This is a genomic window from Micromonospora sp. Utrum1 (assembly GCF_057197805.1).
The window spans coordinates 1584544-1607127 of record NZ_CM170071.1 but is presented as its reverse complement, the minus strand read 5'-3'; the positions used below and the strand labels follow the sequence as shown (position 1 = coordinate 1607127).

The window sequence follows — 22584 nt, the reverse complement described above, 5'->3', positions numbered from 1 at the left end:
GCCGGCGACGTCGCGGAGGCGGCGGAGCTGCTGCGCGAGTGCGCGGCCCTCCGCCGCGAGCTGTACGCGGAGGACCCAGCAGGGCACCGGTCGGATCTGGCTCAGGCGTTGGCAACCTGGGCAACCGGCTGCACGTCCTCGGCCGCAGCGACGAGGCGGAACGCGCCGCCGCCGAGGCGTACGACCTGGCCTCGACGTGACGGGGCGGCCGCGCGCCGCCGTCGTGGTGCGGGAATGACGGCGGCCCGCCGCCCGACGCCGGGGAGAGCGTCGGGCCGCGGGCCGCGTCGGAGCTGCCTGACCCGGGGTCAGGCGGTCTCGGTGATGGGCCGGTCGACCCAGCTCATCATGGCGCGCAGCTTCTGCCCGGTCTCCTCGATCGGGTGCGCCGCGCCCTCGGCGCGCCACTTGGCGAAGTTCGGCCGGCCGGCCTCGTCCTCGGCCACCCACTCGCGGGCGAACTCGCCGGACTGGATCTCGCCGAGGATCTTGCGCATCTCCTCCTTGACCCGGGAGTCGATGACCCGGGGCCCGCGGGAGAGGTCGCCGTACTCGGCGGTGTCCGAGATGCTGTAGCGCATCCGGGCGATGCCGCCCTCGTACATGAGGTCGACGATGAGCTTCAGCTCGTGCAGGCACTCGAAGTAGGCCACCTCGGGGGCGTAGCCGGCCTCGGTGAGCACCTCGAAGCCGGTCTGCACCAGCGCCGCCGCGCCTCCGCAGAGCACCGCCTGCTCACCGAAGAGGTCGGTCTCGGTCTCCTCGGTGAAGGTGGTCCGGATGGCGCCGGCGCGGGTGCCGCCGATCGCCTTCGCGTAGGCCAGCGCCAAGCGGAAGGCGTTGCCGCTGGCGTCCTGCTCGACGGCGACCAGGCAGGGCACGCCCTTGCCGTCGACGTACTGGCGGCGGACCAGGTGGCCGGGGCCCTTCGGGGCGACCATCGCCACGTCCACGTCGGCCGGGGGCTTGATCAGGCCGTACCGGATGTTGAAGCCGTGGCCGAAGAAGATCGCCTTGCCGGGGGCGAGGTTGGGGGCGATCGCCTCGGCGTAGAGGCCGCGCTGCGCGGTGTCCGGCGCCAGGATCATGATCACGTCGGCCTCGGCCGCCGCCTCGGCCGGCGTGAGCACCCGCAGGCCCTGCTCCTCGGCCTTGGGCCGGCTCTTCGAGCCGGCGGGCAGGCCGATCACCACGTCGACGCCGGAGTCGCGCAGCGACAGCGCGTGGGCGTGGCCCTGGCTGCCGTACCCGATCACGGCGACCTTGCGGCCCTGGATCAGGCCCAGGTCGGCGTCGTCGTCGTAGTACACCTCAACGCTCATTGACTTCCCTTTCGTACGGCGGTGCCCGTCGGCCCGTCGAAAATCTGGTGGGTGCGAATCAGGCGGCGCGCAGCGCCGGGCCGGCGGTGATCGAGCGGGAGCCGCGCCCGATGGCCACCGTGCCGGACTGGACCATCTCCTTGATGCCGAACGGCTCCAGGTCACGCAGCAGCGCGTCGAGCTTGTCCGGGGTGCCGGTGGCCTCGATGGTCAGCGTGTCCGGTGCGACGTCGACCACCCGGGCGCGGAACAGGGCGACCGTCTCCAGCACCTGGCCCCGGGCGCTGCGGTCCGCGCGGACCTTGACCAGCAGCAGCTCCCGGGCCACCGAGACCTGCGAGTCCAGCTCGACGATCTTGAGGACGTTGACCAGCTTGTTGAGCTGCTTGGTGACCTGCTCCAGCGGGGACGACTCGGCGTTGACCACGATGGTGATCCGGGAGACGTCGGGGTTCTCGGTCTCCCCGACGGCGAGACTGTCGATGTTGAACCCGCGCCGGGAAAACAGCCCGGACACCCGGGCCAGCACGCCCGGCTTGTTCTCCACCAGCACGGACAAGGTGTGCAGGGTCATTACAGCGCCTTCCTCGTCATGCCCTCATGGCCCTCGCTGCGCTCGGTGCATTCGGTCATGACTACAGCTCGTCCTCGTCGAAGGCGGGGCGGACGCCCCGGGCGAACATGATCTCGTCGTTGCTGGTGCCGGCGGCGACCATCGGCCACACCATGGCGTCCTTGCCGACCACGAAGTCGATGACCACCGGGGCGTCGGTGATCGCCATGGCCGCCTCGATGGTCTTGTCCACGTCGGCGGCGTTCTCGCAGCGCAGGCCGACGCAGCCGAGCGCCTCGGCGAGCTTCACGAAGTCCGGGATGCGGTGCTTGTGGGTGCCCAGCTCGGTGTTGGAGTAGCGCTCCCCGTAGAACAGGGTCTGCCACTGGCGGACCATGCCCAGGTTGCCGTTGTTGATGACGGCCACCTTGATCGGGATGCCCTCCAGTGCGCAGGTGGCCAGCTCCTGGTTGGTCATCTGGAAGCAGCCGTCGCCGTCGACCGCCCAGACCGTGGTGTCCGGCTTGCCGACCTTGGCGCCCATGGCCGCCGGGACGGCGTAGCCCATGGTGCCGAGGCCGCCGGAGTTGAGCCAGGTGTACGGCTTCTCATACGAGATGAACTGGCTGGCCCACATCTGGTGCTGGCCGACGCCCGCCACGTAGACGGTGTCCGGACCGGCGATCTCGCCCAGCCGCTTGATCACGTACTGCGGGGAGAGGGTGCCGTCGGCCGGCTCCTCGTAGCCCAGCGGGTAGCGCCCGCGCAGGTCGTCGAGCTGGTTCCACCAGTCGGCGAGATCGGCGGCCGGGTGGGCCGCGTGCTCGGCGGTGACGGCCGCGATGAGCTCGTCGATGACGTGCCGGGCGTCGCCCACGATCGGGACGTCGGCGTGCCGGTTCTTCCCGATCTCGGCCGGGTCGATGTCGGCGTGCACCACGGTGGCGTCCGGCGCGAACGAGTCCAGCCGGCCGGTGACCCGGTCGTCGAAGCGGGCGCCCAGCGCCACGATCAGGTCGGACTTCTGCAGGCCGTAGACCGCGGCGACGGTGCCGTGCATGCCGGGCATGCCCAGGTGCTGCCGGTGCGAGTCGGGGAACGAGCCGAGCGCCATCAGGGTGGTGACCACCGGGATGCCGGTCAGCTCGGCCAGCCGGCGCAGCCCCTCGGTGGCGCCGGCCTTGAGCACGCCGCCGCCGACGTAGAGCACCGGGCGGCGGGCGCTGCTCATCAGCCGGGCCGCCTCGCGGATCTGCTTGCCGTGCGGGTGCAGGGTGGGCCGGTAGCCGGGCAGGTCCAGGGTGGGCGGCCAGGTGAAGGTGGTCGGCGCCTGGAGGACGTCCTTGGGGATGTCGACCAGGACCGGGCCGGGCCGGCCGGTCGAGGCCAGGTGGAACGCCTCGGCGAGCACCTGCGGGATCTCGTCGGCCGTCTGCACCAGGAAGTTGTGCTTGGTGATCGGCAGGGTGATGCCCTGGATGTCCGCCTCCTGGAAGGCGTCCGTGCCGATCGACGGGCGGGCGACCTGGCCGGTGATCGCCACCATCGGCACCGAGTCCATGTACGCGTCGGCGATCGGCGTCACCAGGTTGGTCGCGCCCGGGCCGGAGGTGGCCATGCAGACGCCGACCTTGCCGGTGGCCTGGGCGTAGCCGGTGGCGGCGTGCCCGGCGCCCTGCTCGTGCCGGACCAGGATGTGCCGGACGGTCGAGTCGTAGAGCGGGTCGTACGCCGGCAGGATCGCGCCGCCCGGGATGCCGAAGACGACGTCGACGTCGAGCGCCTCGAGCGACCGCACCAGCGAACCGGCACCGGAGACCTGCGCCGTGGTCGGCTGCCGTACGGCCGAGGCGGCCGGCGCGGCACCGGTGCGGGGGGCGGGAGCGTGGTCGGCGTCAGCCGCCGGCTCGGTGGCCGGGCGGGCTCGCCGGACGGAGTGGGCGAGGGTCTCTGGCGTGGGTCTCGTCATGGCGGTTCAGGCCTTCGGCTGGAGTGGGTGATGCGCTTCTCAGGATGGAACGCGGGCGTCCCGGCGATGGTCCGACGGCAACAAAAACGGCCCACGTGCAGATGCACGGGGCCAGCGCACTCTCGTTCGGGAGAGTGCGCTCAGGTAAGTACTCGCAGCGACCGGTTCGACGACATGCGGTCAAGCCTGACGCATCTCACGCGATGAGTCAACTGATCCCACATTTTGGTTCACGGACGTGGGCGTGTCGGCCCCCGAAACGCCCTCCGCGCCCGGTGCCACCTGCGAAGATCCCTCATTCGAGGTACGCGGCGCGGGTATCTGGGCGGGCGGGTTCGACCGCAGCCGGGGCAGCAGCGGCGACGGTCCGGTCCGCACCGGCGGGGGCGGTGGGACGGGCGGCACCGAGGCCGGGCGGTTGCCGGGCGAGGTGGCCGCCTCCAGCATCGCCTCCAGGTGTTCGGCGGGTACGCCCCAGCCGAAGGCCGCGCCCTGCCCGAACCGGCAGCCGGCGGCCACCACGGCGGCCAGCTCGGTGGGGGTGGTGACGCCCTCGGCGATCACCTCCAGGCCGAGCTGGTGCCCGAGGCGCATGACGATGTCGACCATCGGGGCGAACGCCGGACCGTCGCGGCCGACCGGCCGGACCGGCTCGTGCTCGGCGACCAGGCTGTGGTCGATCTTGAGGATGTCGATCGGGAGCCGGCGGAGCTGCCCCAGCGAGGAGTAGCCGGCGCCGAAGTCGTCCAGCGCGATCCGCACGCCCGTGAGACGCAGCGCGGTGAGCCGCCGGATCAGCTCGTCGAGGTCGGTGGCGACGGCGTGCTCGGTGACCTCCAGCACCAGCCGCTGCGGCGGCACGTGGTGGGCGCGCAGCGCGTCGGCGACCTGGACCACGTACTCCGGGGCGTGCAGCTCCCGGGGCGAGACGTTCACCGACACCCAGACGTCGTGCCCGTCGGCCAGCCAGCGGGAGAGCTGGTAGCAGGCCTGGTGCAGCACCCAGGCGCCGAGCTTGGAGATCATCCCGCACTCCTCGGCGAGCGGGATGAACTCGTCCGGGCGGACGTTGCCCAGCTCCGGGTGGTGCCAGCGGAGCAGCGCTTCGGCGCCGACCGGGCGGACCGAGGGCAGCGAGGCCACCGGCTGGAAGGCCAGCCGCAGCTCGTCGCGCTCGATCGCGCCACGCAGCTCGTGCTCCCAGCATGGTGCGCCGGCGCAGCAGCTGGTCGTAGGTGGCGTCGTAGCGCTCGATCCGGTTCTTGCCGCGCTGCTTGGCGTAGCGCAGCGCCAGGTCGGCGTTGCGCAGCAGCAGCTCGACGTCGGTCTCCCCGCAGCCGCCGGCCACCCCGATGCTGACCGAGAGGAAGACCGGCCCGTCGGCCTCCTCGTAGGGGCGGCCGAGCACGCCGAGCAGCCGCTCGGCGACCGGCCCCGGGTCGCTCGTGCCGTGCATGAGCACCGCGAACTCGTCGCCGCCGAGCCGGGCGGCCAGGTCGCCCGGGCGCAGGTTGCCGCGCAACCGCCGGCCCACCTCGGCCAGCACCGCGTCGCCGACGTCGTGCCCGCGCATGTCGTTGACGTTCTTGAAGCCGTCCAGGTCCAGCCCGAGCAGCACGCAGGGGACGCCGGCCTCGGCGCAGCGGTGCAGCGCCCGCAGCAGGCCACGCCGGTTGGCCAGGCCGGTGAGCGGGTCGGTGTGCGCCAGCTCGCGGAAGTGCGCCTCCCGCTCGGCCAGCCGGCCGGCGTAGCCGCGGACGTCGTTGAGGGCCAGGTACTGCCGCGCCACCAGGGCGAAGCCCTCGACGCTGCCCGCCGCGATGCCGAACACGTCGAACCGGCCGCCCTGCACCAGGTGGTACATGGCGGAGGCGGCCATCGCGAACATCGGCACGAAGGCGTACTCGCCGTCGCGGCGGATCAGGTCGACGTCGACCCGCGGCAGGTCGACCCGGTGCGCGGCCAGGGCGGTGGCCAGCAGGCCGGCGGCGATCACCGCGGCGCCGGCGAACGCCAGGCCCGCGCCGGCCTGGCAGAGCCCGGCCGACAGGCCCAGGCCGCCGCAGGTCACCCCGGTCGCGCCGGCGCCCAGCAGGACCAGCCGGCCGCGCGGCGGGGCCGCCCGCAACACCATGATCAGGGTCAGCCCGGCGGTGAGCGCCGCGCTGACCGTGGCCAGCAGGATGGCCAGGCAGACGGCCGGGGTCGCGTCGCCGAGCAGCCGGGTCGGCGGGCTGAACACCGCCCAGCCGACGAACCAGAGCGCGCCCGCCATGATCACGCCGTCCAGCAGCAGCCGGGCGGTGGCCGCCCGGGCCGCGGCGGTGCCGGGCAGCCGGAGCAGGACGACGCCGAGGCCGAGCCCGGCGAGCGTGGTGCCGAACGAGACGAGGGTGGCCCACCCGGTCCGCTGGCCCTGCCGGTGCGCCCAGTGGTCGCCGGCGGCCAGCGTGCCGGCCAGGCCGAGGAGCAGGCTGAGCAGGGCGACCCCGGCGGCGGCCGCGAGCAGCACGTGGGCCCGCCGATGCGGCCCACCCCGGCGGCGCGCCGACACGGCGAGCAGGGCGGCGGCGCCGGCCGCGGCAAGCCCGCTCAGCACCGCGACGGTGACCATGCCCGGGGACGACTGCACGACCTCAACTGTGCCGGATCGGCGCCCCCGGTGGGGCACCGGGTGTGCAACTGTTGGGACACGGGGCGCGTGCCGGGGGGCGGCCGGGCCGACGGTGTCAGACTGGTAGGCATGCCTGAGCTGCGGTCGAGGACCTCCACCCACGGTCGGACGATGGCCGGCGCCCGGGCCCTGTGGCGGGCCACCGGGATGACCGACGACGACTTCGGCAAGCCGATCGTCGCCATCGCCAACAGTTTCACCCAGTTCGTCCCCGGCCACGTACACCTCAAGGACCTCGGTGGCCTGGTCGCCGACGCGGTGGCCGAGGCCGGCGGGGTGGGCCGGGAGTTCAACACCATCGCGGTGGACGACGGCATCGCCATGGGCCACGGCGGCATGCTCTACTCGCTGCCCAGCCGGGAGCTGATCGCCGACGCGGTCGAATACATGGTCAACGCGCACTGCGCGGACGTGCTGGTCTGCATCTCCAACTGCGACAAGATCACCCCGGGCATGCTGCTGGCCGCGCTGCGGCTCAACATCCCGACCGTCTTCGTCTCCGGCGGCCCGATGGAGGCCGGCAAGACCGTGGCGATCGAGGGCGTGGTCCACTCCAAGATCGACCTGATCGACGCCATGATCGCCTCCTCGAACGAGGCGGTCACCGACGACCAGCTCGGCGAGATCGAGCGCTCCGCCTGCCCGACCTGCGGCTCCTGCTCCGGCATGTTCACCGCCAACTCGATGAACTGCCTCACCGAGGCCATCGGCCTGGCGCTGCCCGGCAACGGCTCGACGCTGGCCACCCACGCCGCCCGCCGGTCGCTCTTCGTCGAGGCCGGCCGCACCGCCGTGGAGATCGCCAAGCGCTGGTACGACTCCGACGACGCCTCGGTGCTGCCCCGGTCGATCGCCAGCCGGGCCGCGTTCGAGAACGCGGTCGCCCTCGACGTGGCCATGGGCGGCTCGACCAACACCGTGCTGCACCTGCTGGCCGCCGCTCGCGAGGCGGAACTGGACTTCGGGGTGGCCGACATCGACGCCATCTCCCGCCGGGTGCCCTGCCTGGCCAAGGTCGCGCCGAACTCGCCGCAGTACCACATGGAGGACGTACACCGGGCCGGCGGCATCCCGGCCATCCTCGGCGAACTGGACCGCGCCGGCCTGCTCCACCGGGACGTGCACGCGGTGCACTCGCCCAGCCTGGCGCAGTGGCTCGCCGACTGGGACGTGCGCGGCGGCTCCGCCACCCCGGAGGCGGTCGAGCTGTTCCACGCCGCCCCGGGCGGGGTGCGCACCACCGAGCCGTTCTCCACCACCAACCGCTGGTCGTCCCTGGACACCGACGCGGCCGGCGGCTGCATCCGGGACCGCGAGCACGCGTACAGCGCGGACGGCGGGCTGGCCATCCTGCACGGCAACCTCGCGCCGGACGGCTGCGTGGTGAAGACCGCCGGGGTGCCCGAGGAGTGCCTGACCTTCCGCGGGCCGGCCAAGGTCTACGAGTCGCAGGACGACGCCGTGTCGGCGATCCTGGCCAAGGAGGTCGTCGCCGGGGACGTGGTGGTGATCCGCTACGAGGGCCCGAAGGGCGGCCCCGGCATGCAGGAGATGCTCTACCCCACCTCGTTCCTCAAGGGCCGCGGGCTGGGCCGCTCCTGCGCGCTGCTCACCGACGGCCGGTTCTCCGGCGGCACCTCCGGCCTGTCCATCGGGCACGTCTCCCCCGAGGCGGCCTCGGGCGGGCTGATCGCGCTGGTGCGGGAGGGCGACGAGATCGTCATCGACATCCCGGCCCGGTCGATCCGGCTCGACGTGCCCGACGACGTGCTTCAGGCGCGCCGGGTGGCGGAGGAGAAGCGGGACCGCCCGTACACCCCGGCCGGCCGGGTCCGCCCGGTCTCCGCGGCGCTGCGCGCGTACGCCTCGATGGCCACGTCGGCCAGCGACGGCGCGTACCGCCGAGTGCCGGAGTAGCCGCCCCCACCGGTCTCCACGCCGCCGGTAGGGTCCGGCGGCGTGGAGACGACGGTGAGCTACGCGCGACTGATCCGACCGGCCATCGACCGGGTGTACGTGGGCGCCCGCTGGGCCGCCCGGGCCCGGATGGAGAAGTTCTACGCCGAACGCGGCGTGGACCTCGGCTACGAGAACAGTTTCTTTTCGGGCGTGCTGGCCCGGCCCATGTCCGCCGAGGCGCTCGCCGACGGCCTGGCCTACACCGACGGCGACATGAGCCGGGAGCTGGCCCAGGGTGTGACCAGGGTGGACGCCGAGGGCACCTGGCACCTCACCGAGCTGGGCCGGGAGCTGGCCCTCCACGCGCAGCGGGCCACGGCCGAGGCCGCCGAGGAGCTGTGGTCGGCCATGCCGGGAATGCTGCCCGGACTGAGCATCGTGCCCCGGCTGGCCGACCTGGTGGGTCGGGTGCTGGCGCACGGGCAGGCCACCGGCGGTCCGGCGTTCCGCGCCATGTCCCCGCCGTACGAGCCGGAGGACGCCTCGCCGGCGCTGCTGCTGGTCACCCGGCTCGGTTCGCTGCGCCACCACCGCGCCGACGCGCACCGGGCGGCGTGGCGGGCCGCCGGGCTGACCGCCGAAGGGATCCGGGCGCTGCCGGACGGGCCGGAACGGGCCGCCATCGAGGCGGAGACCGACCGGCGCGACGAGCCCACGTACGCGGTGCTCAGCGACGCCGAGCGCTGGGAGCTGCTGGCCGGCCTGGCCGCCCTACCGGGCTGAACAAACAGAAGACCATTGCTGAACAACAAGCTCGGAGCAGCCAGCCATGCGACAGAAACCATGAGCTGCCAGCACGGGTGTCAGTGAGCAGACGCCTTCGCCTCCGCGCCGGCGAAGGCGATGGTGCGGGCGTGGCGGATGGCGGCCGGGGTGTCCGGGAAGATCAATCCCTCCCGGCGCAGCTCCTCCGCCACGCCCAGCGTGCTGAGCACCTGGTCGTGGCCCGGCGTGATGCCGGAGAGCAGCACGGCGATCCCCCGCCCCCGCAGCCGGTCGACGGCGTCGCCGAGCACCTGCGCGCCGGTGGCGTCGACGGTGGACACCCGGGACATCCGGAGGATGACCACCCGTACGTCGGCCACCACGGCCAGCTCCAGCAGGAAGGTGTGCGCGGCCGCGAAGAAGAGCGGTCCGTCCAGCCGGTACGCGACGATGTGCTCGGCCAGCAGCGCGTGCTCCTCGGCGCTGTGCTCGCCGGGGTCGAGGGGCACCTGTTCCAGCCGGGCGCTGCGCGCCACCGCGCGCAGCGCGAGCACGACGGCCACGGCCAGCCCGACCGCCACCGCGGTGACCAGGTCCCACATCACGGTGACCGCGAAGGTGAGCACGAGCACCACGGCGTCGGCCCGGGTGGCCCGGAGCAGCGCCCGCAGCGACCCGGCCTCCACCATCCGTACGGTGGTGGCGAGCAGCACCCCGGCCAGCGCGGCGAGCGGGATGCGGCCGACGAGCGGCGCGGCGGCCAGCACGATGGCGGCGAGGGCGACGGCGTGGGTGAGCGCGGCGAGCTTCGAGGAGGCGCCGGCCCGCACGTTCACGGCGGTACGGGCAATGGCGGCGGTCGCCGGAATGCCGCCGAAGACGGGGGCGGCCAGGTTGGCCAGGCCCTGCCCGAACAGTTCCCGGTCCGGGTCGTGCCGTTCACCGACGGTCATCCCGTCCGCCACGGTCGCCGAGAGCAGGCTCTCCAGGCCGGCGAGCGCGGCCACCGCGAGCGCGCTGGGTAGCAGCACGCCGAGCGCGCCGGGGTCGAGGAAGTCCAGCGAGGGGGCGGGCAGCCCCTGCGGCAGGGCCCCGATGCGGACCAGGTCGACCGGGGCCAGTTCGGCGACGAGCGTGGCGGCGGCCACCCCGAGCAGCGAGAACGGGATGCCGGGTCGCCAGCGGGCGCCGAGCAGCATCAGCGCCGCGACCCCGAACGCCACGGCGACGGCCGCCGGGCGCGGGTGGGCGACGAATCGGGCGACCGCATCGGCGGCCACGGCCCAGACCTTCTCGCCGTGGGCGTCGGTGACGCCGAGCGCCGCCGGCACCTGTTGCAGGGCGATGACCACGGCGATGCCGGCGGTGAAGCCCTCGATCACCGGGGTGGGCAGGTAGCGGGCGTAGCGGCCGAGGCGGGCCAGAGCGAGGGCGAGCAGGATGAGGCCGGCCAGCGCGCCGACCATCAGCACGCCCCGGGCGCCGAAGCGCTGCACCACCGGCACGAGCACCACGGTCATCGCTCCGGTGGGGCCGGAGACCTGCAGGTTGGAGCCGCCGAAGATCGCGGCGACGGCCCCGGCGACCACGGCGGTGACCAGCCCGGCCTGCGCGCCAAGCCCGGACGTGACGCCGAAGGCGAGCGCCAGGGGCAGCGCCACCACGGCCACGGTGAGCCCGGCGAGCAGGTCGCGGCGGGGCGATCGGCGTACGGCCGCCAGGTCGGACCGGCCCGGCAGCAGCCCGGACAGCCGGGTCCGGAGCAGCCGACCGACCCGCCGCGGCCCGCCGCCGGGGGCGTTCGGCCGGGGCGGCCCGCCGGCGGCGGTGGAGGCCGGGGCCGCCGCGTTCATCGCTCCCCTTCCCCGGCTCGCAGCTCGTCGAGGAGGGCGTCCCGGTCGGTGAGGACCGCGCCGAGGATCCGCCGGCCGGCGGCGAGCAGGTCCGCCACGTCGGGGGTGCTGAGCGAGTACACGACCAGCGGGCCGTCCCGGTGCGAGGTGACCATGCCGGCCCGCCGGAGCACGGCGAGCTGCTGGGAGAGGTTGGACGGCTCCACGTCGATGGCGGCGAGCAGGTCGCGGACCGGCTTCGACCCGTCCTGGAGCAGTTCGAGCACCCGGATCCGGACCGGATGCCCGAGGGTGCGGAACAGCTCGGCCTTGGCCTGGTACAGCGGCACGGACACGACGACCCCTCCCCGGGTGACTCTGAAGACTTTACCACTTGCAAAAGTCTTCAAGTCTGGGCCTGGATCCGCTACCCGGTCAGGTCGTTGACGCAGCGGAGGACCGGCCGGGCGGTGAGGGCCGCCGGGTCGAGCGGCTCCGGCGCGGTGACCGTGAAGGTGGTCGACTCCCCCGGCAGCAGGGTGACCACGGCCTGGTCGACCTGCCCCGACGGGTGCAGCCGGTCCGGGAAGAGGGTCAGGTCGCGCAGCACCGTCCGCGCGGTCACCCGGACCCGCTGGGCGTCGCCCGCCGGCTCGACCGTCGCGTCCAGCCCCGCCGCCGGCCACTCGACCTCCCGGTCGGTGGCGAAGAACCACAGCGCCCGCTCCGCGGTCTCCCCGGCCTCCGCGACCAGCAGCTCCCGCCGGGCCTCGTCCGGCCGCGCCAGCTCCGCCGGCAGCGCCAGCACCACCGAGGAGTACGCGGGGACGTCGAGGTCCACCGAGGTCTTCGCCCTCGGCTCCCCGGTGAGCGTGAGCCGGGTGACCGTGGCCGGCGCCTGCCACGCCTCGCCGGTCTCGTTGACCGCCACCAGCGCGAGCCCGCCGTCCCGCGGCTGCACGGTGAGCAGCCGGTCGGCGTACGCCCGGCGCAGCGCGTACCAGAGGGGCTTGCGCCGGCCGTCGCCGTCGACGGCCGCCCAGGAGGTGACCGGCCAGCAGTCGTTGAGCTGCCAGACGATGGTGCCCATGCAGACCGGCCGGTGCGAGCGGAAGTGCTCGACGCCGAGCTGGATGGCCCGGGCCTGGTTGAGCTGGGTGAGGTAGTGCCAGTCGTCGAAGTCGGCGGGCGGCGGCAGGTGGGCGTCCAGCCCGCGCTGGAGCTTCCGGTCCCCGTCGGTCGCTTTCTGGTGGTGCGCCATCCCGGGCGAGTCGTGGGCGAGCGGCTCGTCGGAGAGGGCCCGGCGCAGCGTCGCGTACGCCGGGGGCGCCTGGTAGCCGAACTCGGCGACGAAGCGGGGCACGTACTCCCGGTACTTCGTGTAGTCGTCGGTATTCCACACGTCCCAGATGTGCATGGTGCCGTGCGCCGGGTCGTTCGGGTGCACGTCCTCGCTGCCGGACCAGGGGCTGCCCGGCCAGTACGGCCGGGTCGGGTCCAGCTCGGCGACGATCGCGGGCAGCAGCTCCAGGTAGTAGCCGCGCCCCCAGGTGCGGCCGGCGAGGGCCTCCTGCCAGTCCCAGTCGTGCCAGCCCCAGATGTTCTCGTTGTTGCCGGTCCAGAGCACCAGCGAGGGGTGAGCGGCGAGCCGGGTGACCTGCTCCCGCGCCTCCGCCTCGACCTCGGTGCGGAACGGCTCCTCCTCCGGGTACGCGGCGCAGGCGAAGAGGAAGTCCTGCTGCACGAGCAGCCCGAGTTCGTCGGCCAGCTCGTAGAAGTCCGCCGACTCGTAGCGGCCGCCGCCCCAGACCCGCAGCAGGTTGACGTTCGCCCCGACCGCCTGCGCGAAGCGCTCGGCGAGGCGGGCCCGGGTGACCCGGTTCGGGAAGGCGTCGTCGGGGATCCAGTTGACCCCCTTGACGAAGACCGGCACCCCGTTGACGTGCAGGGTGAACGCGGAGCCGTGTGCGTCGGGGGCGGTGTCCAGGTGCACCGAGCGGAAGCCGATCCGGCGGGACCAGTCGTCCAGCACCCGGCCGTCCGGGGAGCGGAGGGTCACGTCGAGATCGTGCAGCGGCTGGTCGCCGTACCCGACGGGCCACCAGAGCGCCGGGTCGCGCACGGTGAGGGTCGCCACGGCGTGGCGCTCCCCGGCCGGAACGGTGACCTCGACGGCGGCGCCGGCCACGGTGGCGTGCACGGTCAGCGGTTCGTCGCCCGCCCGCTCGACCTCGACGTGCAGCTCCACCCGGCCGGTGTCGCCCTCGACCGTGACCAGCGGCCGGACGGTCGCCAGCCGGGCGGTGGACCAGGCGTGCAGCCCGATCTCCTGCCAGATGCCGGCGGTGACCACGGTCGGCCCCCAGTCCCAGCCGAAGTTGCAGGCGGTCTTGCGGATGAAGTGGAACGGCTCCGGGTAGGCGTTCGGCCGGTCGACGAGCCGGTCCCGCTGCGCCTCGGCGTAGCGGTAGGGCGAGTCGAAGCGCACGGTGAGCGTGTTGGCACCCGGCCGGAGCAGCGGGCCGGCGGCGAACCGGTAGCCGCGGTGCTGGTTCTCGGTGCGGCCGACCTCGGTGCCGTTGAGGGCGACCGTGGCGACCGTGTCCAGGCCGGCGCAGACCAGGTCGACCCGCTCGTCGTCGCCGGGCCGCCAGTCGAAGGTGGTCTCGTAGACCCAGTCGGTCCGGCCGATCCAGCCCAGCCGGTACTCGTTGTCGTCGAGGTACGGATCGGGGATGAGGCCGGCCGCCAGCAGGTCGGTGTGCACGCAGCCGGGCACGGTCGCCGGCACCGCCTGCCCGGCGACCTCCGGCGGCACCTGCGGACCGGGCACCGCCCGCAGCGTCCAACCCTCGTGCAGCGTCTGACGGCTCACGACTTCACCGCGCCTTCCATGATTCCGCGGACGATCTGACGTCCACCGATGAACAGCATGACGAGCAGGGGCACGGTGGCGATGAACGCCCCGGCCAGCACCCGCCGGTAGATTACGTAGTTGCCGCTGGCCAGGTCGGAGACCGCGACCATCGAGGTCGGGAAGTCGGTGCCGCTCAGCGTGATGAGCGGCCACTGGAAATCGTTCCAGGTGGCCACGAAGGTGAGCAGTCCGAGCACGGCCAGGGCCGGGCGGATCGCCGGCAGCACGATGTTGGCGTACACCCGCATGGTGGTGGCGCCGTCCATCCGGGCCGACTCGACCAGCTCATCGGGGACGGTGTTGACGATGAACTGCCGCATGTAGAACACGCCGAACGCGGTGACCAGCCCGGGGGCGATCACCGCCAGCAGGGTGCCGTTCCAGCCGAGCTTGCCCATCACGATGTAGAGCGCCACGATGCCGAGCTGGTTGGGCACGGTCAGGGTGAGCACCACGAAGAGCATCAGCGCCTTGCTGCCCTTGAAGCGCAGCTTGGCGAAGGCGAAGCCGGCCAGCGAGCAGAAGAAGAGCACCGAGGCGGTCACCACGGTGGCGACGATGACGCTGTTGACGAGCGAGGCGGCGAAGTAGACGTCCTGGAGCGAGAAGACCTCGTCGGCGTTGGTCATGAACATCCCGCCCGGGACGATCGCCGGCGGCAGCTTCGCGAGGGCCTCGTCGCCGCTGGTGGCGATGACGAACATCCAGTAGAGCGGGAACGCGGCGAACAGCATGGTCAGCGCGAGGAACAGGTAGGTCCAGAGCCCTGCCTGGGTCTCCTGCGGGGCCCGCGCCATCAGCCGCGGCTTCCGGCGCGCGGGTCGTGCCACGGCGGTCACTGTGCTCTCCTTCCGTTCGCGACTGCGGTACTCCGCTTCGCTGCGTTCCTCGCGCTCACCGACGCCCTCCGGACAGTCGGTTCGTCACCACGTAGTTGACGCCGGCGACGATCAGGATGATCAGGAAGAGGGCCCAGGACATGGCCGCGGCGTAGCCGAGGTTGAGGTCCTTCCAGCCGACCTTGTAGATGAGCTGGGCGATGGTCTGCCACTCGCCGTTCGGCCCCCCGGTGGCGGCCTGGGCGTTCGGGTCGAAGAGCATCGGCTCGGTGAAGAGCTGGAGGCCACCGATGGTGGAGAGGATGACGGTGAAGAGCACCACCGGCTGGATCATCGGCACCGTGATCCGCCAGAGCTGCTTCCACGGTCCGGCGCCGTCGATCGCCGCCGCCTCGTAGACGTCACGCGGGATGGACTGCATCGCGGCCAGGTAGAGCAACGCGTTGTAGCCGATCCACTTCCAGTTGACCATCGTGGCGATGGCGATCCAGGAGTGCAGCTTGTCGGCCCGCCAGTCGATCGGGTCGTCGGCGCCGCCGAGCCCGAACAGGCCGAGCACCCAGTTGGCCATGCCGAAGTCGCGGGAGAAGAAGACGCTGAAGACCATGGTCGATGCGACGATCGGGGTGACGTACGGCAGCAGCACGCCCACCCGCCACCAGGTCTGTCCCCGCAGCTTCCGGTTGAGCAGCGCGGCGACCACCAGCGCGAGCAGCAACTGGGGCACCGAGGAGAGCAGGAAGATGCCGAAGGTGTTGTAGAGGGCGTTCCAGAAGTCCTCGTCGCCGAAGAGCCGGCTGAAGTTCTCGAAGCCCGCCCAGTAGGGCAGCGTCGGGTCGTCGAGCCGGTAGTTGCGCAGCGAGACCACGGCGTTGAACAGCAGCGGGAAGAGCCCGAACACGACGAAGAGCAGGAAGAACGGCGCGATCATGAGGTACGGCATGTAGCGCATGTCGAAGCGGTACAGCCGGTTGCGCCAGGTCAGCCGCCGGTCGTCGCCCCCGGAGCGGCCACGCTCTGGGGCGGCTCGGCAGCTCGACCGCGCGGGGGCGGCACGGGTGGTGGACATCGGATCACTCCAGGGCCGAGGTGGGTGAGGAGGTCAGGCGGTGACGGGGCGGCTGCGGCCCGCCCCGTCACCGGTGTCCGGTCAGGACTTGGCGGCCTTGTCGGCCTCCTTGACCGCCTCGCTCCAGGCGGCGTCCGGCTTCAGGCTCTTGTTCTCGACCCGCCGGATCACGTTCTCCACGGCGACCCGGGTGGGGCCGTTCTTCTTGCCCAGGTACTGCGGGGTGAGGCCCTGCGCCATCTTCGGGAAGATCTGCCCGACCGGGGCGTTGTTGAAGAACGGGTTCTTGAAGTCGGCGATCGCCGGGTCGGCGTACAGCGCCGGCTGGGAGGGCAGGTTGCCGACCTTCTTGAAGATCTCGATCTGCTGCTCCGGCGCGACCAGCCACTCCAGCAGCTTGTACGCCTCGTCGACGTGCTTGCCCTGCTTGGGGATGGTCAGGAACGAGCCTCCCCAGTTGCCGCCGCCACCGGGCACCGCGGCGATGTCCCACTTGCCCTGGGTGCCGGGGGCGGTGTCCTTGATGTGGCCGAGCATCCACGCCGGGCAGGCGAGCACGGCGAAGGCTCCGCTGGTGAAGCCCTTGTCCCAGTCGGCCTGGAAGCTGACCAGGTTGGCCGAGAGCCCGGCCTGGACGGCCTTGACGGTGTAGTCGAAGGCGACCTTCGGGCCGCCGTCCATCTGGAGCTGCTCCTGGTCGGTGTAGAAGCCGACCTGCTGCTGGCCGAGGATCGGGTTGAACAGGTTGGTGCCGGCGTCGATGAACTTCTTGTTGGTCTTGGCGGTGTACTGCTGGCCGACCTCGATGAACTTGTCCCAGTTGGGCCAGAGGGCGGAGACCTGGTCGCGCTCGGTGGGCAGGCCGGCGGCCTTGAACAGGTCGGTCCGGTAGCACATGGCCAGGCCGCCGACGTCGGTGCCGAGGCCGATCTGGGTCTTCCCGTCAGCGGAGAGGGACTGCTTCCACTTCCAGGGCAGGTACTTGCTCTCGTACGAGCCGGCGCCCTTGTCCAGCAGGTTGACGAACTTGTCGGACTGGCTGCGGAACTGGACCATGAAGCCCTCGTCGATCGCCGCGATGTCCGGCGCGCCGTTGCCGGCGACGAGCTTCTTCTGCAGGTCCTCGTGCTGGGCGTTGTACTCGCCGGAGTTCAGCTGGATCTTGATGTTCGGGTGCTCGGCCTCGTACTTCGCCTTGAGGTCCTGGAGGCCGAAGTCGCCCCAAAAGTTGATCTTCAGTGTGACCTGCCCGCCGGCCGCGCCGGAACCGCCGGTGGTGCTCTTGCCGCTGCAGGCGGCGACCATGACCAGGCTGACGGCACCCACGGTCGCCGCCCGGGCCCAGTGCGTCCAGGACCGTTTCATGTCATCCTCCGCGCCAAAATGGGAACGCTCCCGATATCGAGAGACGTTGACTGAACCGGATAAGTGAGCACACCGTACGGTGACCCCTCTGGAGTGTCAACGGCCGATTAACAGCGAGCCCGCCTCGTCGGCAACACGTCGCTCTGGGAGCGCGCTCATGCGTGGTTGAGCGCTCTCCGGCGCACAAAAGTAAGGCCAGGGCTGTCAGGGACGGCCGAGTCGGGCCGTACGCTTAACCGCGCAAGCGAAGGGCTGCGTCGATCGCGCCGCGGCCCGGTTGCAGTAGCGTGACAGCCGCCGGTCACCCCCGGCGGTCGAACAGGCCCGCGAGGGCCGGACGAGTGGAGGAGCGCGCCGGTGAAGCGGCCGACCATCGCCGATGTCGCCCGACGGGCCGGGGTCTCCAAGGGCGCGGTGTCGTACGCGCTGAACGGGCAGCCCGGGGTGTCCGAGGCGACCCGCCGGCGGATCCTGGCGATCGCCGCCGAGATCGGGTTCAGCCCGAGCAGCGCCGCCCGGGCGCTCTCCGGCGCCACGGCCAAGGCGGTCGGCCTGGCCCTGTGCCGGCCCGCCCGGATACTGGGCATCGAGCCCTTCTTCATGGAGCTGATCAGCGGCGTGGAGGCGGAACTGTCCGCCCGCTCGTACGCGCTGACCCTCCAGGTGGTGGCCGACCAGGAGGCGGAGATCGCGGTCTACCGCCGCTGGTGGGCCGAGCGCCGGGTCGACGGGGTGTTCGTCTGCGACCTGCGCACCGACGACCGCCGGGTGCCGGCGCTGGAGGAGTTGCAACTTCCGGCCGTGGTGATCGGCGGTCCCGGCCACACCGGCAGCCTGACCAGCGTCTGGTCCGACGACGCGGCGGCCCTGGTCGAGACGGTGGAGTACCTGGTCGCGCTCGGGCACAGGCGGATCGCTCGGGTCGGCGGGCTCCCCTCGCTGCTGCACACCGAGATCCGCACCGACGCGTTCACCGAGGTGTGCGGCCGGCTCGGACTGGACGAGGCCACCACGGTCTGGTCCGACTACACCGGCGAGGAGGGGGCGCGGGCCACCCGCCGGCTGCTCAGCTCGGCCGGCCGGCCCACCGCGGTGATCTACGACAACGACGTGATGGCGATCGCCGGGCTCTCCGTGGCGCAGGAGATGGGGCTGGCCGTGCCCGGCGACCTGTCGATCGTGGCCTGGGACGACTCCCCGCTCTGCCAGCTCGTGCACCCGCCGCTGACCGCCCTGGGCCGGGACATCCCCGCGTACGGGGCGCACGCCGCGCGGCAGCTCCTGGCCGTGATCGCGGGCGAGCCGGTGACGGGCCTCCAGGACGAGACCGCCCGGCTCACCCCACGCGGCAGCACCGCCCCGCCGCGGAGCCGGTGAACCGGTTCAGCTATCCCACTGAACGACCAGGTCAGCGGGGTGTCGAGGGAAACTCCTCGAACCACGCCTCCACCCGCTCGGCGGGGGCCGGGCGGGCCAGCGCGAAGCCCTGCCCGTAGCGGCAGCCGGCCCGGCGCGCCCCGGCCACCTGGGCGTCGGACTCCAGCCCCTCGACCACCACCTCCAGGCCGAGCCGATCGCCCAGGTTGGCCACCACGTCGATCAGCGGGCGCTGGCCGTCGGGGCCCGGCCCGACCAGGTGGGGGCCCACCTTGAGCAGGTCGATCGGGAGCCGGCGGAGCTGGGCGAGCGAGGCGTGCTCGGCGCGGAAGTCGTCCAGCGCGGTGCGGACGCCGAGCGAGCGGAGGCCGGCGAGCCGGGCCACCACGGTGGACAGCTCGGCGGCCACCGCCGGCTCGGCCACCTCCACCACCAGGCGCTCCGGCGGCACGTCGTACGCGGCCAGGGCGGTGGCCGTGCGGGCCACGAAGTCGGGCGCGGCCAGCTCCCGGGGCGTGACGTTGACCGCCATCCACAGCTCCCGGCCCCCCTCCGACCAGTCGGCGAGCTGCCGGCAGGCCCGGTCCAGCACCCACCGCCCGACCTCGCCGAGCAGGTCGAGGTCGGCCGCCACGGGCAGCAGTTCGTCGGGCAGCACGGTGCCCAGCACGGGGCTGCGCCAGCGCAACAGCGCCTCGGTGCCGACCGGCACGCGGTCGGCCAGCGCCAGCACCGGCTGGTAGACCAGGTCCAGCTCGCCCCGGGAGAGCGCGCCCGGCAGCTCCCGCTCCAGGTCCAGCCGGCGGACCAGCTGTTCCTCCAGGTAGGCGTCGTACCACTCGACCCGGTCCCGGCCCAGCTGCACCGCGCGCCGCCGGGCCAGGTCGGCCTGGCGCAGCACGTCCTCCGGCTCGCCGCCGGTGGTCTCGGCCAGCCCGACACTGGCCCGGATCCTCGTCGCCCCGCCGGCCCGCGGGTACGGCTCGGCGAGCGCCCCCAGCAGCCGGGTGCCCAGCGCGTACGCGAGCACCGGCCCCAGATCGGTGAGCACGGCGAACTCGCTGTCGGTGAGCCGGGCGACCAGATCGTGCGGACCGGAGCCGGACCGGAGCCGGTGGACGACCTCGGCCAGCACCGGCCCGTCCAGCACCGCCGTCTCGTCGGCCCCGTGCAGGTCGACGACGAGCAGCGCCCCGCCGGTGCGCCGGGCGAGGGCGTCGACCAGTTCGGCCCGGTCGGCCGGCGGGCCGTCGGCGGGCGGGCGGCCGTCGCCGGCCAGGTGCCGCGACCGCGCCTCGCCGGCGGCCAGTCGCTCGGCCCGGCGCCGCTGGTCGGCGGCGGCGAGCACCTCCCGGACCACGATCGGCGGGATGACGGACAGCCCCAGGGCGATCGCCGGGGCGGTGAACTGCCCCACCGTCCACAGGTGGTGACCGGCAGCCAGCGCCGCGATGCCGGCCGGCGCGGTGAGCCCGGGCCAGGCGACGGGCGCCGCGGCGGTGCCGGGGTTCTTCCGGGCCGCGGTACGCCGGGCGCCGGCCGCGGTGACCAGCGCGCCGACCAGCAGCGGCGGCGCGACGGCCAGCACGGCCCGGTCCGGCGCGGCGTAGGCGAGCAGCACCACGAGCAGGGCCAGCCCGCCCAGCGTGGCGGCCGCGCCGGCGTGGCAGCGGGCCGCGCCCGGCCGGCGGCTCCGCTCGGCGAGCGCGGCCACCGACAGGACGGCCAGCGCCAGGGCGCCGCCGACGCTGGCGGCGAGCGCGGCCGACGGCACCGGGCCGGTCGGCAGCAGCACCCAGCCGGCGAAGACCAGGCTGACGCCGAGGCCGACCATGTCGACGCCGCGGCGCAGCCGTTCCCGGCCGGAGAGCCGGGAGCGGCCGGGCAGCCGGAGCAGCGCGACGGCGTACAGCGGGGCGGTGATCGCCAGGCCGGCCAGCGCGACCGGCAGTCGGTGCCCGGGTTCACTCAGCGGCAGCACCGCGACGGTGAGACCGGCGGCCAGCACGGCGGCGTCGAGGATGCCGGCGACCCGGCGGGACAGTGCCACCCGTCGGGCGCGCCGCCCGGTCGGCCGGGCGACGGCCGGCTCGAACGGGCCGGCCCGCTCCGGCGGCGGGGTTCCGCGGGACCGCTGCCCGGCGGGCGTGCCGACGACGGGCGCGGGCCCGGCACTGGCCGGTGCGAGCGCGGCGGGCGGAGCAGCGGCCGGCGCGGGCGGGGCGGCGGGCGCGGCGGGCGGGGCACCGGCCAGCCGGGCGAGTCGGACGCAGGCCAGGGCGGAGCCACCGGCCACGGCGAGCGACACGGCGGCCGGGCCGGGGATCAGGCCGGCGGCGCCGGCGAGGACGAACAGCGCGCCGGCGAGCGACACGACGAGGTCGGGGAGCGGCGGCCGGCGGAGGGGACCGGCGGAGGGCTGGGTGACGGGCACGGCGGTCGCCTTCGTGAGGGGGCACGGGGCGGTGCGGTTGCGGTACGACGTGCGGGGTCAGCGGTGCGGGTCGGGGTGTCGGGCGCGATCGGCGCCGGACGGGGACCGGCGCGACCACGCCCATAAACGATCCCGGACAGCCAGGGTTACGCGACACGGCACGTGACGCCGATCACACCTGCTGGGTCCGCAGCGGGCCGCCCGCCGGGATCCCGGCCGGTCCCGGGTGGGATCATCGGGGGGTGAGCCGCGCCGACATCGTCCGTTTCCGCTACAGCCAGGCGATCCTGGTCGCCGCGATCGTCGCGTTCATCGGCGCGCTGCCGCTGGCCACCGCGCGCTGGTGGCTGCTCTGGGTGCTGCTGATCCCGCTCGCGCTCGGCGTCTGGGCGTGGCGGGCCGGCACCGACGCGGACGCCCGCGAGCTGCGGCTGCGGGCCCTCGTCGGGCAGCGGCGGGTGCCCTGGACGCGGGTCGCCGAACTGGCCACCGACGCGCGCGGCCGGGCGGTCGCCCGGCTCGACGACGGCGAGACGCTGGTGCTTCCCGCGGTCCGCGCCGCCGACCTGCCCCGGCTGGTCTCCGCCACCGGGCAGGAGCTGCCCGAGTCCGCCGGCTGAACCGTCAGTAGCCGTCGACCACCCGGTTCGTCAGCGGCTCCCCGGCCGCGAACCGGCGCAACTGCTCCCCCACCAGCCGGTACGCCCGCGGCAGCAGGCCGCGGACCGAGCCGGCGACGTGCGGGGTGAGCAGCACGTTCGGCAGCTCCCACAGGGGATGGTCGGCGGGCAGCGGCTCCGGGTCGGTCACGTCCAACGCGGCCTGCAGCCGCCCCGACGCCAGCTCGGCGACCAGCGCCGAGGTCCGGGCCACCGGGCCCCGGGCGGCGTTGACCAGCAACGCGCCGTCCGGCATCGCGGCGAGGAACTTCTCGTCGACCAGCCCCCGGGTCTGCTCGGTCAGCGGCACCAGCAGCACCACCACGTCCGCCTCGGGCAGCAGGGCGGGCAGCTCGTCCACCCCGTGCACCTCCTCGGCCGGGCGCGGCGTCCGGGCGACCAGGGTGAAGCTCACCTCGAACGGGGCCAGCCGGGCCCGGACGGCCGCGCCGATCGAGCCGGCGCCGACGATCAACACCCGCTTGCCGGCCAGCTCGTCGGTCGGGGCCACCTCGTCGTACGCCCACTCGCGGCGGCCCTGGGCGCGGGCCAGCGGGCCGAAGCCGCGCAGCGCGGAGAGGATCGCGGCGACCACCCACTCGGCGGTGGCCGAGTCGTGCACCCCCCGGGCGTCGCAGAGCGTCACGCCGTCGGGAATCCGCCCCACCCAGGCGTCCGCCCCGGCGGAGAGGAGCTGCACCACCTGGAGGTCGGGCAGCTCGGCCAGGAGCTCGCCGGCGTCCGGGCCGGCCAGGAAGGGCGGCACCCAGAACCGCACGCCGGACGGGGACGAGGGCAGCTCGGCCGGGTCCGCCAGCAGCTCCACGGTGACGCCCGGGGGCAGCTCGCCGAGGAGGCGCCGGCCGGCCGGGTGCGGAATCCATACCTTCACGACCGCCGACATTAGTCG

Annotated in this window: 15 protein-coding genes and 1 pseudogene; 4 read left to right on the top strand and 12 right to left on the bottom strand. The window is 73.6% G+C overall.

Going from position 1 to position 22584, the window contains the following annotated elements; genetic code table 11:
• Positions 1–308: 308 nt before the first annotated feature.
• The 4 genes and pseudogenes from ilvC to AC0OLQ_RS07895 form a co-directional block, all read right to left on the bottom strand.
• Positions 309–1322 (bottom strand): ketol-acid reductoisomerase, encoded by a 1014-nt coding sequence (ilvC, locus tag AC0OLQ_RS07910; protein ID WP_357337861.1) that lies wholly within the window; start codon positions 1320–1322, stop codon positions 309–311.
• 58 nt (positions 1323–1380) lie between these two features.
• The gene (gene ilvN / locus AC0OLQ_RS07905; RefSeq protein ID WP_357337859.1) at positions 1381–1896 is read right to left on the bottom strand and encodes an acetolactate synthase small subunit; all 516 of its coding nucleotides are present in this window, start codon (positions 1894–1896) and stop codon (positions 1381–1383) included.
• 61 nt (positions 1897–1957) lie between these two features.
• Entirely contained in the window at positions 1958–3844 is a 1887-nt protein-coding gene (locus AC0OLQ_RS07900) for an acetolactate synthase large subunit (protein WP_484530812.1), read from the bottom strand.
• A 180-nt stretch (positions 3845–4024) separates the two neighbouring features.
• Positions 4025–6476 (bottom strand): annotated as a pseudogene (locus AC0OLQ_RS07895) (putative bifunctional diguanylate cyclase/phosphodiesterase).
• Between the two features lie 111 nt (positions 6477–6587).
• Here AC0OLQ_RS07895 and ilvD point away from each other — a divergent pair.
• Together ilvD and AC0OLQ_RS07885 are read left to right on the top strand one after the other, a co-directional pair.
• Complete coding sequence (gene ilvD, locus AC0OLQ_RS07890) at positions 6588–8435, top strand: dihydroxy-acid dehydratase (protein WP_484530811.1); 1848 nt, start codon at positions 6588–6590, stop codon at positions 8433–8435.
• A gap of 42 nt (positions 8436–8477) precedes the next feature.
• On the top strand, positions 8478–9200 hold the full coding sequence (locus AC0OLQ_RS07885) for a hypothetical protein (protein WP_484530810.1): 723 nt from the start codon (positions 8478–8480) through the stop codon (positions 9198–9200).
• Between the two features lie 80 nt (positions 9201–9280).
• On the opposite strand, the gene AC0OLQ_RS07880 is transcribed toward AC0OLQ_RS07885, so the two are convergent.
• From AC0OLQ_RS07880 to AC0OLQ_RS07855, 6 genes are all read right to left on the bottom strand, one after another.
• On the bottom strand, positions 9281–11035 hold the full coding sequence (locus AC0OLQ_RS07880) for a SulP family inorganic anion transporter (protein WP_484530809.1): 1755 nt from the start codon (positions 11033–11035) through the stop codon (positions 9281–9283).
• Positions 11032–11370 (bottom strand): ArsR/SmtB family transcription factor, encoded by a 339-nt coding sequence (locus AC0OLQ_RS07875; RefSeq protein ID WP_484530808.1) that lies wholly within the window; start codon positions 11368–11370, stop codon positions 11032–11034. Before AC0OLQ_RS07875 ends, AC0OLQ_RS07880 begins: the two co-directional genes overlap by 4 nt.
• Before the next feature lie 71 nt (positions 11371–11441).
• Positions 11442–13889, bottom strand: coding sequence for a glycoside hydrolase family 2 protein (locus AC0OLQ_RS07870; protein ID WP_484530807.1), 2448 nt, complete (start codon positions 13887–13889; stop codon positions 11442–11444).
• A complete protein-coding gene (locus tag AC0OLQ_RS07865) occupies positions 13886–14728 on the bottom strand; it encodes a carbohydrate ABC transporter permease (RefSeq protein WP_484532297.1) in 843 nt (280 codons plus the stop codon). The genes AC0OLQ_RS07870 and AC0OLQ_RS07865 overlap by 4 nt, the downstream gene beginning before the upstream one ends.
• A 97-nt stretch (positions 14729–14825) precedes the next feature.
• Complete coding sequence (locus tag AC0OLQ_RS07860) at positions 14826–15839, bottom strand: carbohydrate ABC transporter permease (protein ID WP_484530806.1); 1014 nt, start codon at positions 15837–15839, stop codon at positions 14826–14828.
• Positions 15840–15920: 81 nt separating this feature from the next.
• The gene (locus tag AC0OLQ_RS07855; RefSeq protein ID WP_484530805.1) at positions 15921–17204 is read right to left on the bottom strand and encodes an ABC transporter substrate-binding protein; all 1284 of its coding nucleotides are present in this window, start codon (positions 17202–17204) and stop codon (positions 15921–15923) included.
• 357 nt (positions 17205–17561) lie between these two features.
• On the opposite strand from AC0OLQ_RS07855, the gene AC0OLQ_RS07850 reads away from it, so the two are divergent.
• Entirely contained in the window at positions 17562–18581 is a 1020-nt protein-coding gene (locus AC0OLQ_RS07850; protein ID WP_484530804.1) for a LacI family DNA-binding transcriptional regulator, read from the top strand.
• Positions 18582–18612: 31 nt separating this feature from the next.
• On the opposite strand, the gene AC0OLQ_RS07845 is transcribed toward AC0OLQ_RS07850, so the two are convergent.
• Positions 18613–21015: a putative bifunctional diguanylate cyclase/phosphodiesterase gene (locus AC0OLQ_RS07845; RefSeq protein ID WP_484530803.1), complete on the bottom strand. Its 2403-nt coding sequence runs from the start codon at positions 21013–21015 to the stop codon at positions 18613–18615.
• Between the two features lie 242 nt (positions 21016–21257).
• On the opposite strand from AC0OLQ_RS07845, the gene AC0OLQ_RS07840 reads away from it, so the two are divergent.
• Positions 21258–21635 (top strand): PH domain-containing protein, encoded by a 378-nt coding sequence (locus AC0OLQ_RS07840; protein WP_484530802.1) that lies wholly within the window; start codon positions 21258–21260, stop codon positions 21633–21635.
• Between the two features lie 4 nt (positions 21636–21639).
• Here AC0OLQ_RS07840 and AC0OLQ_RS07835 read toward each other — a convergent pair whose 3' ends face one another.
• Complete coding sequence (locus tag AC0OLQ_RS07835; RefSeq protein ID WP_484530801.1) at positions 21640–22566, bottom strand: 2-hydroxyacid dehydrogenase; 927 nt, start codon at positions 22564–22566, stop codon at positions 21640–21642.
• Positions 22567–22584 lie beyond the last annotated feature (18 nt).

What these genes read in the sequence shown, in the direction of transcription:
- AC0OLQ_RS07900 (WP_484530812.1), bottom strand. Translation starts at nt 3,844, where the DNA reads ATGACGAGACCCACGCCAGAGACCCTCGCCCACTCCGTCCGGCGAGCC.
- ilvD (WP_484530811.1), top strand. Translation starts at nt 6,588, where the DNA reads ATGCCTGAGCTGCGGTCGAGGACCTCCACCCACGGTCGGACGATGGCC.
- AC0OLQ_RS07865 (WP_484532297.1), bottom strand. Translation starts at nt 14,728, where the DNA reads ATGGCGCGGGCCCCGCAGGAGACCCAGGCAGGGCTCTGGACCTACCTG.
- AC0OLQ_RS07880 (WP_484530809.1), bottom strand. Translation starts at nt 11,035, where the DNA reads ATGAACGCGGCGGCCCCGGCCTCCACCGCCGCCGGCGGGCCGCCCCGG.
- AC0OLQ_RS07860 (WP_484530806.1), bottom strand. Translation starts at nt 15,839, where the DNA reads ATGTCCACCACCCGTGCCGCCCCCGCGCGGTCGAGCTGCCGAGCCGCC.
- AC0OLQ_RS07855 (WP_484530805.1), bottom strand. Translation starts at nt 17,204, where the DNA reads ATGAAACGGTCCTGGACGCACTGGGCCCGGGCGGCGACCGTGGGTGCC.
- ilvC (WP_357337861.1), bottom strand. Translation starts at nt 1,322, where the DNA reads ATGAGCGTTGAGGTGTACTACGACGACGACGCCGACCTGGGCCTGATC.
- ilvN (WP_357337859.1), bottom strand. Translation starts at nt 1,896, where the DNA reads ATGACCCTGCACACCTTGTCCGTGCTGGTGGAGAACAAGCCGGGCGTG.